The 14494-nt window shown below is 62.3% G+C and carries 13 protein-coding genes, 1 tRNA gene and 1 pseudogene; 7 read left to right on the top strand and 8 right to left on the bottom strand.

Annotation, left to right across the window (positions count from 1 at the left end; translation table 11 throughout):
• Positions 1-221: 221 nt before the first annotated feature.
• The 6 genes from RHPLAN_RS22655 to RHPLAN_RS22680 all read left to right on the top strand — a co-directional run bounded on the left by RHPLAN_RS22655 (position 222) and on the right by RHPLAN_RS22680 (position 7014).
• A complete protein-coding gene (locus RHPLAN_RS22655; RefSeq protein ID WP_068022292.1) occupies positions 222-1703 on the top strand; it encodes an amidase family protein in 1482 nt (493 codons plus the stop codon).
• Positions 1704-1738: 35 nt separating this feature from the next.
• The gene (locus tag RHPLAN_RS22660; RefSeq protein ID WP_068022294.1) at positions 1739-2695 is read left to right on the top strand and encodes a Bug family tripartite tricarboxylate transporter substrate binding protein; all 957 of its coding nucleotides are present in this window, start codon (positions 1739-1741) and stop codon (positions 2693-2695) included.
• Positions 2696-4501, top strand: coding sequence for a thiamine pyrophosphate-binding protein (locus RHPLAN_RS22665; RefSeq protein WP_068022297.1), 1806 nt, complete (start codon positions 2696-2698; stop codon positions 4499-4501). It begins immediately after the preceding gene.
• 77 nt (positions 4502-4578) lie between these two features.
• Positions 4579-4998 carry a CAP domain-containing protein gene (locus RHPLAN_RS22670; protein ID WP_068022299.1) on the top strand — a complete coding sequence of 140 codons (420 nt, stop codon included), beginning with the start codon at positions 4579-4581 and terminating at the stop codon, positions 4996-4998.
• Positions 4999-5147: 149 nt separating this feature from the next.
• Positions 5148-5330, top strand: coding sequence for a hypothetical protein (locus RHPLAN_RS22675; RefSeq protein ID WP_210180569.1), 183 nt, complete (start codon positions 5148-5150; stop codon positions 5328-5330).
• Between the two features lie 712 nt (positions 5331-6042).
• Entirely contained in the window at positions 6043-7014 is a 972-nt protein-coding gene (locus RHPLAN_RS22680) for a glycosyltransferase family protein (RefSeq protein WP_157100422.1), read from the top strand.
• 327 nt (positions 7015-7341) lie between these two features.
• On the opposite strand, the gene RHPLAN_RS22685 is transcribed toward RHPLAN_RS22680, so the two are convergent.
• The 6 genes from RHPLAN_RS22685 to RHPLAN_RS22710 all read right to left on the bottom strand — a co-directional run bounded on the left by RHPLAN_RS22685 (position 7342) and on the right by RHPLAN_RS22710 (position 10405).
• Positions 7342-7626 carry a hypothetical protein gene (locus RHPLAN_RS22685; protein ID WP_237179892.1) on the bottom strand — a complete coding sequence of 95 codons (285 nt, stop codon included), beginning with the start codon at positions 7624-7626 and terminating at the stop codon, positions 7342-7344.
• Between the two features lie 220 nt (positions 7627-7846).
• Positions 7847-7922, bottom strand: a tRNA-Trp gene (locus RHPLAN_RS22690).
• 66 nt (positions 7923-7988) lie between these two features.
• Positions 7989-8309, bottom strand: a complete 321-nt coding sequence (locus RHPLAN_RS22695) for a YbjQ family protein (protein ID WP_068022305.1) — start codon at positions 8307-8309, stop codon at positions 7989-7991.
• Between the two features lie 96 nt (positions 8310-8405).
• Positions 8406-9452 carry a cupin domain-containing protein gene (locus RHPLAN_RS22700; RefSeq protein WP_068022309.1) on the bottom strand — a complete coding sequence of 349 codons (1047 nt, stop codon included), beginning with the start codon at positions 9450-9452 and terminating at the stop codon, positions 8406-8408.
• 301 nt (positions 9453-9753) lie between these two features.
• Positions 9754-10173, bottom strand: a complete 420-nt coding sequence (locus RHPLAN_RS22705; protein ID WP_068022312.1) for an organic hydroperoxide resistance protein — start codon at positions 10171-10173, stop codon at positions 9754-9756.
• Between the two features lie 40 nt (positions 10174-10213).
• On the bottom strand, positions 10214-10405 hold the full coding sequence (locus tag RHPLAN_RS22710) for a hypothetical protein (RefSeq protein WP_068022316.1): 192 nt from the start codon (positions 10403-10405) through the stop codon (positions 10214-10216).
• A 177-nt stretch (positions 10406-10582) separates the two neighbouring features.
• On the opposite strand from RHPLAN_RS22710, the gene RHPLAN_RS22715 reads away from it, so the two are divergent.
• Positions 10583-11056 carry a MarR family winged helix-turn-helix transcriptional regulator gene (locus RHPLAN_RS22715; RefSeq protein ID WP_068031680.1) on the top strand — a complete coding sequence of 158 codons (474 nt, stop codon included), beginning with the start codon at positions 10583-10585 and terminating at the stop codon, positions 11054-11056.
• Between the two features lie 3 nt (positions 11057-11059).
• Here RHPLAN_RS22715 and RHPLAN_RS40180 read toward each other — a convergent pair whose 3' ends face one another.
• Together RHPLAN_RS40180 and RHPLAN_RS40185 are read right to left on the bottom strand one after the other, a co-directional pair.
• Positions 11060-12211, bottom strand: a complete 1152-nt coding sequence (locus RHPLAN_RS40180) for a winged helix-turn-helix domain-containing protein (protein WP_068022319.1) — start codon at positions 12209-12211, stop codon at positions 11060-11062.
• 294 nt (positions 12212-12505) lie between these two features.
• Positions 12506-14494: pseudogene (locus tag RHPLAN_RS40185) on the bottom strand (xanthine dehydrogenase family protein molybdopterin-binding subunit); the annotation flags it as partial.

The raw sequence follows: 14494 nt of genomic DNA on the forward strand, positions 1-14494 counted from the left end.
GTCGGCTTATTGGTCGGCGCTTGTTCAAGCGACCGCCCCATTATGGCGCAACTTAGCAGACTTCCTCTTGCGCCGACATGCCGGGGCACCTCACCTGCCATGCGAAGCTTGCGCTTTGATTCAAAAAGTTCGCTCGCATTCTCAAGCTTGCTCCGAAGCGAACTTCCGAACCAAGCGACACGAGCGTTTACATCATCTAATTTCACGGCCTATTGTTGGCTATGCATTCCACAGCCTTCAAACTTCTCGAAGCCACCATCGCCGACATTCACGCCGCCTATCAGGCCGGTACACTGACCGCTCGGGCGCTGGTGCAAGCTTACCTCGACCGCATCGCGACCTATGATCGGCGGGGTCCCGCCATCAACGCGCTGATCTCGCTCAGCCCCACAGCGCTCGAAGAGGCCGACCGGCTCGATGCCGCGTTCAAGGCGTCCGGCTTCGTCGGACCGCTGCACGGCATTCCTGTCATCATGAAGGACCAGGGCGACGTCAAAGGCATGCCGACCACGCTCGGCTCGGTGCTCTACAAGGACTACATGCCGCGCGAAGACGCTTTTGCTGTGAAAAAGCTCCGCGAGGCTGGCGTCATTTTCCTTGGCAAGGCCACGCTCGGCGAACTTGGCGGCGGCGACACCCACGGCTCGCTGTTCGGCTCGACCCGCAATGTCTACGACTTCGAGCGCACCGCGGGCGGCTCATCCGGCGGCTCGGGAGCCGCCGTGTCGGCGAATTTCTGCACCGTCGCAGTCGGGCAGGAAGGCTTTGCTTCGATCCGCAGGCCTTCGATCTGGAACGGCGTCGCCGGCATGCGGCCGACCATGGGCCTCGTCAGCCGCGGTGGCGTCTACGGCGGTTGGCCGACCGTCAACGGTTCGCTCGGCCCGATGGCGCGCAGCGTGACCGACTTGGCAAAGCTCCTCGATTGCATGGTGGGCTACGACCCCAACGATCCGGTCACTGGATATGGCATTGGCCACGAGGCTGACTATTCGAGCGCACTCGACAAGGGCGCACTGAAGGGGGCCCGTATCGGCATCTTGCGCGAGCCGATGGGCTATCACTCCGAGCCCGACAGCGATGATTTCAAGCAGGTGACCGAAGTCTTCGATCGCGCGGTCGCCGATCTTGCCAAGGCCGGTGCGACCGTCATCGATCCGATCGTCATTCCCGATCTCAAGGCCCTGCTCGCAACGCGCGCCCGCAGCGTCGCCGACGACGACACGATGCACGAACTGTACTTCAAGGGCGGCGATACGCCCTACGGTACGCGCAAGGCGGCACTTGCATCACCGCTGTTCGAGAAGGTGGTGAACAGCGGTCATCGCCGCTGGAAGAATGCCGACACGCCCGAGAAGCACCACGCGTATATGAAGGCGCGCGAGACGCTGATGATCAACATGCTCAAGGTCATGGCGGACCATCGCCTCGATGCGATCGTGCATAAGGCGGTGGAGCACACACCGACGCTGATCAAGGATGGTGTGAACCCACCGTTTGTCGACCAGAAGGGCGCGCCGCACATCAACACTTTCCTGATGTTCGTACCGTCCATCGTGGTGCCCGCCGGCTTTACCCATAGCGACCGGCCGGCCGGCATCACCTTCCTCGGCAGGCCCTATGACGACGCGCGAATGATCGCGCTCGCCTATGCTTATGAGCAGGCGACGCATCATCGGCGGCCACCGCCGGGGTTGCCCTGATCGAAATCCCGAAAATGACGACTCGTGCCTTGCGAATGGCAGCAGCGCTAACGGCGCTCATGTTCATGGCGCTCGCAACCGCAAGCCGCGCGGACGAATATCCGAACCGTACCGTGCGCGTCATCGTGCCCTATTCGGCGGGCGGCACGCCCGACATCCTGCTTCGGGTCGTGGCGCAAGCGCTGTCCGAGAAATGGGGCCAGGCGGTCGTGCTCGAAAATCGGCCCGGCGGCAACACCATCATCGGCACCACGGCCGTGACGCGAAGCGCACCCGACGGCTACACGCTGCTGCTGGCGTCGGACGGCACCTACCTTCTTAATCCGCTGTTCTATCCGTCGTTGCCCTATTCGCTGAAAGAACTGGCGCCGGTCATGCTGCTGGCGACAGCGCCGCACATGTTTGCGTTGACCAAGTCCGCGCCGGCCAGCAACGTCAAGGAGTTTGTGGACTGGGCGAAGTCCAAACCCGGCACCATCATGTACGGCTCGACCGGGCCGGGCAGCCACCAGCGCCTCGCGATGGAAAACTTCGCGCGGCTGACCGGGATCGCGCTCGTGCATGTGCCCTACAAGGGTGCCCCGGAGGCGACGACTGCGGTGCTCACCGGCGAGGTCACGGCATCGTTCAACAGCGTCGCGACGATCCTGCCCTATGTGACTTCCGGCAACATGCGGACACTTGGCGTCGCGTCGCTGACGCGTTCGCCGCTCGCGCCGGAGATTCCGACCATTGCGGAGCAAGGCGTATCCGGCTTCACCTCGCAAGGCTCGTTCGGCCTGTTCGGACCCGCGAACCTGCAAGCCTCGATCCGCGACAAGATCGTGCGCGACATCACGGAAGTCCTGGAACGGCCGGCCGTCCGGAAGGTGCTGGAGCAGCGCGGCTTCGTGATCTTCGGCGGCGGGCCGAAAGAGTTCGAAGACTTCATCGCGAGCCAGTCCGCGCGCTGGGCCCGCGTCATCAAAGAAGCCAATATCAAGGGCGAGTGAATGACTGACGATCCATCCAGCCGCTATGCCGGCGAAACGCCCATCAACCTTCCGGAAAACCGTCGCGACGCGGAATACTATTCGGACGCCTTTGTCGAATTCCTCGGCCGCCTCGACGTCGACTACGTCTTCCTGCTGCCAGGATCGAGCTTTCGCGGGCTGCACGACTCGCTCGTCAACTTCGGCCGCAATCACAAACCCAAGCTGATCATGGGCATCCACGAGCAGGCCGTGATCGCGATGGCGCACGGCTATGCCAAGGCGACCGGCAAGCTCGGCGTCTGCATGATCCACAATCTCGTCGGCCTGATGAATGGCTCGATGGCGGTCTACAACGCCTTCGCCGACCAGGTGCCGCTGATGGTAATCGGCGGCAGCGGCCCGCTCGATCCCGCCGAACGGCGCTGGGTCGACTGGCTGCATTGCGCCAATCCGCAAAGCGAGATCGTGAAGTCCTATGTGAAGTGGTCGGACGACCCGGTCACCGGACAGGCGACGCTCGACGCGCTGGCGCGTGGCGCGAAGATCGCGATGACGCAGCCGGCCGGACCGGTCTACGTCACCGCCGACTGTGGCGTGCAGGAACAGAAGATCGCGGGCTCCCTTCACATGCCCGACCAACGACGCTGGCAGGCCGGACCGCCGGTCGCGGCCAATCCGCAGGCGCTGGCGAAGGCCGCCGAGCTGCTGCTAAACGCCAAACTGCCGCTCATCGTCGGCGGGCGGCTCGGACTGAACCCGGCCAGCACCGCAGTCCTGACAGAACTCGTCGAACTCACCGGCGCGGCCTATCAGGACGATCTCGCGATGATCGCGTTCCCAACGGGCCATCCGCAGAACCTCAGCGGCGAACGGAAGCTGGTGCACGAAGCTGACGTTGTTCTCGCCATCGACTGTCGCGACCTCGCAAGCCTCCTAAACGGCTACACCAACGATCGGACCGAAGTGGCGCAAGGCCGCGACAAAGCCGGCCGCACGGTGATCGACCTGTCGCTGAACGGCATGGCGCCGACCTCGTGGTCCTATCTTTCCAGCTCGCAAGCGCCGATCGACGTTCAGCTCAGCGCCGATCCGCTGTTCGGGACCCAGCAGCTGACCGATGCGGTCCGGCAGAAGCTGCAATCCAATGATGCCTTGCAAGCCAGCGTCAAATCGCGGAAAGCCATCATTGCCGAACGCCACAACGCTTTGCGCACCCGGCAGCGTGAGACCGCGAAGAAGGACTGGAACAGCAGGCCGATCACACCGGCTCGGCTGGTTTCCGAGATCCACGACGCCGTCAAACACAAGAAGTGGCAGCTTGCCGTCCGCAACCAGGCGAGCTTTCCGGAAGGCGTCTGGCAGTTCGCGGGTGCCGGCGACTACCTCGGCCACAATGGCGGCGGCGGTGTCGGTTACGGCCCGGGCGCAGCCGTCGGCGCTGCCATCGCGGCGCGCGATGCCGGCCGGTTCTGCGTCGCGATCTTCGGCGACGGCGATTACGCGATGTATGCCAGCGCCATCTGGACCGCGGTCCACTACCGCGCGCCGATGCTGTGCGTGATCAACAACAACAACACCTGGGGCAATGACGAACGCCACCAGATCGAGGTGGCCAAGGACCGCAACCGCCCGCGCGAGAACGCCTGGATCGGGCAGCGCATGGTCGATCCGGCGATCGACCATGCCACCAACGCGCGAAGCTACGGCGCCTGGGCCGCAGGTCCGGTGACCGAGCCGGACGAGCTGTCAAAGGTGCTCCTAGAAGCGGTCAAACAGGTCGAGAGCGGTCGGGTCGCAGTGCTAGACGTCCACACCAGGCTTTGATTGACATTCGCCCCCGTAACAGCACGCTGGACTGTCGGCTGACCGCTGCGGTCGCCGCGCAATTCGGAAGCGTATCCATGAGTCTTGTGCGCATATCCGTCGTTGCAATCGTGGCCGTCCTGACCACGATGACGCACGCCCAGGCGAAATCCGATTGCGCGCTGATGCAGCAGCTCGCTCAGGAACACTCAAACGACATGGCGCGCCGAGACAGCATGGACCATTCGGGTTTCTCCGAACGGGCGGCGAAGGGAGCGCGCGCTGAGAACGTCGCCGCAGGGAACAGCACCAAGGAAGCAACGATGGCTCAATGGCGGGCCTCGCCCGGGCACGCGGCGAATATGCGCCTGCCGGGATGCAAGGCCGTCGCGCACGCCGTGTCGCGGTCGGGGCAGCATTACTGGACGATGGAAATCGGACGCTCCCCGGCGGAGCTCGCCGGCAGAAGCCGGTCGCGCGGAATGCGGGTGATGTCGTTCCCTATTCCGACGTGGTGATGCCGCTTTGAGCCGCCTTTTGTGATGCGGTTCACACACGGATCGCGAAAGCGCCATCAGGATACCGGCCCGAATTCCCCGCCGGATCTCTCATGGAACAACAAAAACACGCGCTGATTTGTGACATCTGCCACAAAGGACAGGTCAGCATGAAGATGGAAGACATCGCCTTCTGGCAGTTCAGTCACAAAGGCTATGTGCCGTGCCGCGTCACCGTGATGGCCGGTACCTGCGAGGTCTGCGGCGCGAAATCCGTCCTGCCGGGCAGCGACAAGATTTTCGACCGGGCCTTTCGGCGAGGATTCGCGGAGCTCGAGAAGGGCGGCCGTTAAGGCACGACGCGCGGTCTACTTCCCGACCCTGCTCCAGGTCTTGGAGCTGCGGAACGGCATGCGCACTCTCACGCATATGACGCAGTGCGAACGTCTGCCGAACAAAAGCACAGACAGATGGCGTCCAGACCATTGACTGTTCGATGTCAGGTCAAGGGCTTAGCGTACTGTCCGCATAGACAACCCGTGACGGGACAGCGGCAGTAGAAACTCGTTCGCCGGCGACCAAGGGTTCAAACATCCAAACCACACTGCCGTGCGAACCGCAAAAAAATTGCACTCCAAGATTGACTCTCCGACCGGACGCAAAGAGACTTTGGCTGGGGACAAAAGAAATGGGGATGCATGAAATGCATACTCTGTTCTGACTCTGCTGGAAGATCGGCTCACGTGTATTGAAAAAATCGATCAAACGATCGCTCACATCAGAAGCGATTCAGAACACGATTTGTGCCTTTACAACACCGGAAGCCATAGCGTCGCGCTAATACTCTGCGACGAGGGTAACGACGGTAGCGGGCGTTTTAGCTTGACCGACAAGAAGTGATTTAAGCCACGAAGGCCGCCTCAATCGGCGGACCTCTTTCAGTCGCGCGACAACGCAGCAACCAAAACGCTCCCGGCCGACGATTGGGCATTTCAAGACGCGCGCACAGTAAGGGCGCGTGCCTTTTGTTGAAGCGATGGCGTCCAGACCAGAACGGGGACAATCTTGGCAATTGCAAAATCATGTAATTGGAGTTTCGTCACAGCGGCAAACGACCAATATTTTTTTATGAGCGCAATTTTGGTCCAGAGCCTGAACTGGCACTTTCCCGGTCACCCATGTTTCGTGATGGATATTGGGCTTACAGATGCCCAACAAAAATTCTTCTCGCAAAAGGGTATTTTGCTGCCGAGGCCGGCAAAACTGAAAGACGTATTGCATCCCTACAAGCTGAAGAGCTCGATTGAACTATTCTTGAATGATCGCGTCACTGAAAACTTCGTCTGGCTCGATGCAGATATATTTGCGCTGCGTGACGGAAGGAACGATCTGACGGAACTGTGGTCGGCTTTGAGGTCCACGGACCGCCGATTCGGTGTCGCGCCGGATCAGGGGCCTAGTTTTTCACTCGACGATTTCACTTCGAAATTCAGAACTCCGAAACTGAAAGGCGCTTTGGCACGCAACCCGGATTGTGGACAACGTCGGTATTTGAATGCTGGCGTGATGATGTTTGCGGACCGCGACGTGCTGCGCGAATGGCGACAAGGATCGGAAGAACTGGAAGGCGATGTTTGCTGGGAACAGAATGCCCTAAACCTGATGGCCTACGAGGAACGCGGCGCTCTGATACTCGACGCTCATGTTTGGAACGTGCACGCGAGCTTGTTGTCCAAAGTCGAGCGCTCAGGCCCAATCATTCTCTGCGATAACGAACGGCCTGTCTTTGTGCATGGAGCTTCGATCATGTACTCCGATATCACTGACGAAATCGCTTTGCTTTCCAAAGATGACTATCGTTGTGAGACATTCTTTCGGCGTTTCAAGAACCCGGTTCTCCGCGAAGAGCAGAGAAAACTAGTCAACATGTTCTTGGATCACAATTTCGAGGATTTAAGACATCTGGGCCTGCTTAGAAAAGCTCTCGGGGGGATTAGCCAGCCCACTCTCAAATCACCACCTAGCCCATCCGCGTAAACAAGCTGCCGCATCCCGTGTTGCGTCGGCCCTCTCGGCGACAGTTTCCAGGTTGAAAGCCAAAATATCTCTCACCTGATCCGGTTGTCAGCGAGCATCTCGCGCGTCGAACCGTCAGTGCGCGGGCGAGCCTGAATTGGCGGGCTGTTCTTCGACTACGGCTTGATGTGACAAAGACTGCGGCCTGGCTAGATCAGTGGTTGGAAGCCGCCGCAGTCTGATAGGCCGAGCTTTCGGCAGTCGGCGCCGGCGCGCGCTGAAATTGGATGTTGCACTTCTTCTGGATGCTCGCCTGCTCGATCGCAGTCATCTGGCCCTTCATCTGAGCTAGCTGAGCTGCCACTTGACCGTCGCCGCCGACGAGGAAAGCCGCGGGCCAGAAAACAACGATGGCAACGCCGGTGGCGATTTGATCGTTCGTTTCTGATCCTGCGCGCCTGAGAGCTCCGCGGCCTTAGTCGAGACGGCCTGCGCCTCCATGCCGAGCTGCTGACAGCTGTATGACTGATACGTCATCGGCGAGACGTACGCGGCCGTGATCTCGGACGACTTCGACGCGCAACTGGCAAGCAAGCACGCGCCTGCAAGCGCGATCCAGACTCGAACGCTCATTGATAGCCTCCCCAGGTACCACCATCATCGGATAACCAAGGGTTGCAGACAAGCTTCTGGCGAACGGATAGTTAATCCACGCATCGGACGCGGAACAGAAAGTCCGTGGTAGCCGCCCGCGGCAGACATTTCGCATGATCGCGGAGCAGCGGCCTCGTTAGCAGCGCATAAAAGTGCGCCGTGCCCGACATCAAATTATTTCAATGAATCAGATAATTACTGGCAGGAGTGGTAGGACTCGAACCTACAACCCCCGGTTTTGGAGACCGGTGCTCTAGCCATTGAGCTACACTCCTGCGGGTCAGGCGGGCGGACCATAATGGGCCGACAGCCGTCTGTCATCCCCCGATGAAAAATCGTCCTCAGGCTGGCTCGACGACCACCGCCGAGCCATAAGCCAGCACCTCGGTGATGCCGTCGGTGATCTCATTGGCATCATACCGCATGGCGACGATGGCGTTGGCGCCGGCGGAGGCTGCGTGCTCGACCATCAGGTTGAAGGCTTCCTCGCGGGCCTTCTCGGCAAGGCTCGTGTAGATCGAAATGTTGCCGCCGAACAGCGACTGGATGCCGGCGCCGATGTTGCCGATCACGCTGCGCGAACGCACCGTGATGCCGCGCACCACGCCGAGATGCCGAGTGATGCGGTAGCCTGCGACGTCATTGGTGGTGGTGACGATCATGGGTGCCCCCTCTTTGCCTGTCATCACCCGCCGCAGCCGTCCGAAGGGAAACGTCCCTTCGCCCCGCTTTGTGGGGATGACAGCGTTTCGTCGCCGTTAAAGCTGCAGCGGTTCATTGGCGCGCTGCTCGCGCCACAGATCGAGCTTTTCCAGCGCCGCGCGGTCCGAGTAGCTGAGCAGCACAAGATCGTCGCTCGCTTCGACCTGCCACCAGGTCCAGTTCGGCACCACGAAGATGTCGTTCTTGCCGAGCGTATAGGTCTGCTCGCCAACCGTGGCCTTGCCGGTCCCTTCGGCAGCCATCACCACCGTGGCCTCGGTCGAGCGGTACGGCGCGGTTTTGAAGCCCTTGGGCAAAAGTTGCGCGAAGGTCGCGATCGTCGGCATCACCCAGTCGCCCGTTGCAGGGTTCGCGAACTTGAGTTTCAACCCGTGGCAGGCGTCCCAGTCGTTGGCCTTGCGCAAATTCTCGAGGGCCGCACGGGTGCGCTCGTACGGATAGGCGAACACCGGCGAGGAGCGCTGCGTGATCGGCGCGAGCGGCAGCATGCCGGAGCCATAACGCGAGAACGAGTCATGCGGCGGCCGCGACTGCGGGAAATGGCCGTCGCCTTCATAGTCGTCCGAGAAGGTCGCGCCGAGATGATTGACCAGAGGCACGTCGAGGCCGTCGAGCCAGATCATGATGCCGTCGGACTCTTTGCCGTGGTCGTGCCACGTCCAGGCCGGCGTCACGATGAAATCGCCCTGGTGCATGTAGATGCGCTCGCCGTTCACCGCCGTGTAGGCGCCCTCGCCTTCGATGACGAAGCGGAGCGCCGCCTGCGAGTGGCGGTGCGCGGGCGCGATCTCGCCGCCCTTGATTGCCTGGATGGCGCAGGTGAGCGTGTGGGTGGCGCCGTGTTTGAGTTCCGGATTGTTCAGCACCAGCACGCGGCGATGCGCCTCGGCCGCGGTGATGATGTCGGCCGCTTCGAGGATGTAGGGCCGGATGTCGCGCTGATAGTTCCAGAACACCGACGGAATCTTCGGCGTCGGTTCCCGCATCACGATCCGGTTGGCGATGGTCCAGAGCGGCGTGATGTGCTTGGCCTGCATCTTGGCCGTGAAGGCTTGCTGAACCTCGTTCTGCGCGGCTTCCATCGAAATCCTCCCGGAATGCGGTCGGCCGCAACACATGCAGGCCCACGCTTCGTGGCACCCATCATAGCCGAGGATGACGGCAGAATCGAACGGGCTCGACAGGGGCGGCCATGCCTCGACGGATGGCAGGATTGCATGGCGACCCTGGTGCAGTTCGACGAGCCCCCTCGACCATCGCACAAATGCCGCGCCCGAGGTCAGCCAATCGGCGATGCGACATCGAACAGACTCGGACACCTGTGCAAAAACCGAACGCTCCGCTGGAGGAGCCTGCGGAGCGTTCGGTCCCTGACAGCGCCGTTCAGACGATGTTGAGCGTCACGTCAATATTACCGCGCGTCGCCTTGGAATAGGGGCAAGTCTGATGCGCGGCCTCGGCCAGCGCCTGCGCCACTGAGCGCTCCAACCCCGGCAGGCTGATGTTAAGTCGGGCGCTCAGCGAATAGCCGCCGTCGCCGGCATGAAGATCGACCTCCGCGTCGATCGCGGTGTCGGCCGGCAATGCGACCTTCATCTGCTTGGCCACCACGCCGAGCGCACCTTCGAAGCAGGCCGACCAGCCGGCCGCGAACAACTGCTCCGGGTTGGTGCCGTTGCCGGGCGCACCCGGGAGCGAAAGCCTGACGTCGAGGCGGCCGTCCGAACTGCGGGACGCACCTTCGCGGCCGCCGACAGTGTGGGTCTTCGCGGTGTAGATTACTTTTCCAGCTTGCGTGCTCATGGTGGTTCTCCGTTGTTGAGGGTTGGACAGGCGTGAAGGGTCAGCCCCGCACGGCGCGCGGGTCGCCGATGCGGTACGAAACGGCTGGGGCGCGCACGAGCGGCTGCGACGCGAATGCAGCAATTGGCGCCTGCTCCTGCCCGGTCGAGGCCGCGCGGGCCTCGGCGCTGCACACCAGCGCCACCATCAACGACAGGAAGGACCGCCCGGCGTAGAGCAGAACGACATTCATCTGAGCCTCCTCACAATTCCGAGGACCTGGGGGTTTTCGGGCCACTTCGAGCTCAATCGCTCACGATTAGTTATCACGATAAATAATCGACCGACATCCCAGATCAACCGCTTGCGATTAAATCGTGCATCAACTATTTGTGTGGCAACGACAGCCGCCGATCAGGAGGCCAAGGCCATGGCAACGCAGAAGATTCAGGCCGCCCCGGACGACATCCCGAACCTCGACGATTTCCTGTGCTTTGCGGTCTACTCGGCCAATCTCGCCTTCAACCGGGTCTACAAGCCCGTGCTCGACAAGTTGGACCTGACCTATCCGCAATACCTCGTGCTGGTCGTGCTCTATGAGGAGGACAATCAGACGGTCGGCGGCCTCGGCGAGAAGCTGTTCCTCGATTCCAGCACGCTCACACCCCTGCTCAAACGGATGGAGGCGACGGGCCACATCATCCGGCAGCGCAATCCGGAAGACGAGCGCCAGGTGCGCATCCGCCTGACCCCGCGCGGCAAGGCGGCACGCGAAAAGGTCGCCTGCACCCGCGGCGGCATGCACAAGGCCACGGGCATGCCGACGTCGCGCTTCCGCCAGCTTCGCGATGAACTCGTGACGCTGCGCGACAACCTCAACAAGGCTGCATCGGGAAAGGCCTAGGCGTCATTGCGCGAGCTGGAACCGCTCGAAGCGGTGCAGCGCTTCTTCGATTTTCGGCTTCACCGCGCGGCGCGGACTTTTGCCGATCCAGTTCCATTTCTGCATCAGGATCTTCCCGTTCTGGCGGTCGGTCTTCAGATCAATCGCTGCGACAATCGCGTCGCCGACCAGCACCGGCAGGGCGAAATAGCCGAACACCCGCTTCCCTTTCGGCAGGTAAGCTTCGAAACGGTGCTCGTAGTCGAAGAACAGATGCGTGCGCTTGCGCTGGATGATCAGGGGATCGAACGGCGACAGGATGTGGACAAGCTCGGTGTTCAGCGCCCGTGCTTCGATCGCCGCAGGTGCCGCCCAATGCTCCTGTTTGCCCGCACCTTCCAGCGCGATCGGGATGAGCTCGCCGCGGCGGACCTGCCGTTCGATCAATCGCCGCGTCGCGGCCTTGCCCGGCGCGTCCATGTAGCAGACCGAGTCGAGGCTCACGACGCCTTGCGCGCGCAACGCGCGGTCGAGCCGATAGCTCGTCACCTCCGCGGCTGTTGCAGGCTTCGGCAGATTGGCCCAGCCGAAATGCCTCTCCATCAACTCGTAGGTCTTGAGCATCCCCTCGCGCTCACTAATGGTGAGAACGCCGGTGTAGAAGCCGAGTTGCAGCGCGCGCTTCGACGGCTTGCGGCTCGCCCATGGGTGCGACTTGTCGACCAGCACATCGTCGTCGATGTCGCGGATGGTCAGCGCGCCGCTGTTTCGGAGGAGCCTCATCACCTTGCGCATGTCGGCGCTTTTGACCGCGGTGAGCCACTTGTGACCCTCGCGCCGGTGGCGTCGCATCGCCGGCAGGAAGAACCGGAAATCGCGAACCGGCACGTAGGACAAAGCGTGCGTCCAGTATTCGAACACGCTCTTGTCGATGCTCTGGGCCTGATGCAGATCCCCGCGCCTGTAGGCCGGGATACGCGACCATAGAATGTGATGATGCGAGCGCTCGATGACGTTGATCGTATCGATCTGCACATAGCCGAGATGCTCGATCGCGGCGCGGGTCGCATCGGGTCCGGCGCCAAAGGGCGCAGACTCGGTCAACCGCTGGGCGCCAAGCCAGATGCGCCTGGCCTGGGCCTTGGTCAGCGGATGTGGGTTCCGTGTGCGGGACATCGAGCCGCAATGTAATGCAAGAATGCTCGGTGTGCAGCGACGCGACAGTCGCTGCACACCGAAACGATGCCTCAGGCGCTCTTCAGTTCGCGAATGTCGATCGGCATCTTTGCGCAAGCGCTTGCCGGTCGCCGCAAAGATCGCGTTCGCGACCGCAGGCGCCAACGCCGAGGTTCCCGGCTCGCCGATGCCGCCTGGGGCCTCCGGGCTTTTCACGGTATGCACTTCGATCTTCGGCGCCTCGTTGATCCGCAGGATCTGATAGTTGTCGAAATTGCTCTGCTCGACGCGTCCTTCCTTGAACGTGATCTCGCCATAGAGCGCCGCGGTCAGTCCGTAGATGATGCCGCTCTGAATTTGCGCCTCGATGGTGTTGGGATTGATCACCACCCCGGTGTCGACGGCACAGACGACACGTTGGACTTTGACATTGCCGTCGGCCGCGACAGCCACCTCGGCGACCTGCGCGAGATATGTGCCGAAGCCGAAGAGGAGCGCAACGCCGCGCCCCACGCCCTTCGGCAAGGGCGCGCCCCAGCCGGACTTCTCGGCGACAAGATCGAGCACCGCCTTGGCGCGGGGATTGCCGTCGAGATGCATGCGACGAAACTCGACCGGGTCCTTGCCGGCCGCGGCCGCAAGCTCATCCATGAAGCCTTTGACCATGAAAGCGTTATGGGTCACGCCGACACCGCGCCACCAGGTGGTGGTGAGCCCCTTCGGTGGCTCCTGCCGGACGTAGTCGACGTGCACATTCGCGAAGCCGTACGGCCCCGCCGCGCCTTCGACCGCGTCGGGGTCGAGACCGTCCTTGAAGATCTGCGGCACCCAGCGCGCCACGATCGATGAGCCGGTCACGCGGTGGTCAAACGCCACAGCTTTGCCTGAGGCATCGAGGCCGGCCCGCATCCGGTCGAAGTAATACGGGCGGAAGATGTCGTGCTGGATGTCTTCTTCGCGGGTCCAGACCACCTTCACCGGTCCATCGACCTGTTTGGCGATCTGCACCGCCTGGGTGATGCTCTCGATCTCGAGTCTGCGGCCGAAGCCGCCGCCGAGATACTGGTTGTGAACCGCGACCTTCTCCGGCGGCAGGCCGAGAACATCGGCCGCGGTCTTCTGCGCGCGGGTGATCACCTGGGTGCCGCACCAGACCTCGCACGAGTCCTTCTTCACATGCACCGTGGTGTTGATCGGCTCCATGGTGGCGTGCGCCAGGAACGGCAGCTGATAGACCGCATCGAGCGTTTTCGCGGCGCCGGCGATGGCTGCGTTGACGTCGCCTTCGCTGTGCGCCACGACGCCGTTGTTGTGCGAGGCCTTTTCGAGATCGGCCACCATGGTGGCATTCGAGACGTGAGCGTTCTCGCCCTCGTCCCATTCGATCTTGAGCGCCGCAAGCCCCTTCTTGGCGGCGCCCATGTGATCGGCAACCACCGCGATCGCGTCATCGAGCTTGACGATCTGCCGCACGCCTTTGACCGACTTGGCCTGCGTGTCGTCGACCGATTTGAGCTTGCCGCCGATCACCGGCGACGCCGCGACCGTCGCGACTTTCATGCCCGGCAGCCGAACATCGATGCCGAACTGCGCCCGGCCGTTGGTCTTGTCGACGATATCGACACGCTTGGCCGGCGTGCCGATCAGCTTGAAGTCCTTCGGGTCCTTCAGCTTCACATCGGCCGGGACCGGCACGGTGGCAGCGGCTTCGATCAGCTCGCCGTAGCGGGCTTTGCGGCCGCTGCCGTCGTGGATCACCACGCCCTTCTCGGCGCGGCAGCTCGAAGCATCGACCTTCCAGGTCTGGGCCGCTGCCGCGATCAGCACCTCGCGGGTGGTGGCGCCGACAACCCGCAGCGGCTGGTAGAAGCCACGCACCGACGTGGAGCCACCGGTCACCTGGAAACCCAACGCCGGATTGATGTACAGCTTGTCGCTCGGCGGCGCGTGCTCGACCTTGATCTGGTCGAGCCCGACCTCGAGCTCTTCGGCGATCAGCATCGATATCGACGTATAGGTGCCCTGCCCCATCTCGACCTGCGGCATGATCAGCACGATGCCGCCGTTCTTCTCGATGCGGATGAAAGCGTTCGGCGCGAACGGCGCGGTGTCGGCCTGCGCCTCCGTGACGATGCTCGGAGCGTCGCCGTCCGGCTGGAAACGCTTGGCCAGCGAGGGAATGCCGAAAGCCACGAACAGGGCGCCACCGGCGCCCAGGCCCACCTTCAGCATGTCGCGGCGCGACGGTGATTGCGGCGCGGAAAGATCGATCTGCCCGGTCAT

Source organism: Rhodoplanes sp. Z2-YC6860 (assembly GCF_001579845.1).
Taxonomy (GTDB): Bacteria; Pseudomonadota; Alphaproteobacteria; order Rhizobiales; family Xanthobacteraceae; genus Z2-YC6860.